Source organism: Streptomyces sp. KR55, from assembly GCF_052245645.1.
In the GTDB taxonomy this organism is placed as follows: Bacteria; Actinomycetota; Actinomycetes; order Streptomycetales; family Streptomycetaceae; genus Streptomyces; species Streptomyces flavusporus.
This window is the reverse complement of record NZ_JBQQCE010001012.1, coordinates 1-604: the sequence shown is the minus strand read 5'-3', so window position 1 is coordinate 604 and position 604 is coordinate 1. Positions and strand designations below refer to the sequence as shown.

Annotated in this window: 1 pseudogene; it reads left to right on the top strand. The window is 72.8% G+C overall.

The window, feature by feature from the left end:
• A pseudogene (locus ACTWQJ_RS52080) lies at positions 1-304 on the top strand (ATPase); the annotation flags it as partial.
• Positions 305-604: the final 300 nt, after the last annotated feature.

Below are 604 nucleotides of genomic sequence, written 5' to 3'. Positions count from 1 at the left end.
CCCGGTCGCCCGTGCGATCGTCGACCGGCTCGCCGACGAGGTCGTGACCATGGCGACGGTGGCGCTGACCCGGCTGGACCTGCTGGCCGAGGAAACCCCGGTGCTGCTCGGCGGCAGCGTCCTCGCCGCACGGCACGCCCGACTCGACGACCGCATCCGGGACTTGCTGGGCGCCCGGGCGCCGAAGGCCGTCCCCCGAGTGGTGACGGCGAGCCCGGTGCTGGGGGCGGCGCTGCTGGGGCTGGACCGGATCGGCGCGGGAGCGCGGGTGCAGGCGCGGCTGCGGGCGCACTTCGAGGGCTGACCGCCGGATCGGTGGAACCGAACCGATTCCACCGGCGTATTCATGGGCAGGGGGTGGTGCGGGGCGCTCCGCGGTGCGCCGAAATGCGTTTCACCGCACTGCGATCCGATCAAGATCGGGGCAAGGCCGGTGCGGATGCCGGTCCCGGCAGCGATACTGGCGGCGACGGATGACCATGGGGGAGGTCAAGAGTGACACAACCGCCGAAAAGCAGCACGGCACCACCGGGACCGGACCCGGCGCCGGGCTCCGGCCTGCCCACGATGCCGGGTATCTCGCATCAGCCCACCTCCATGGGCT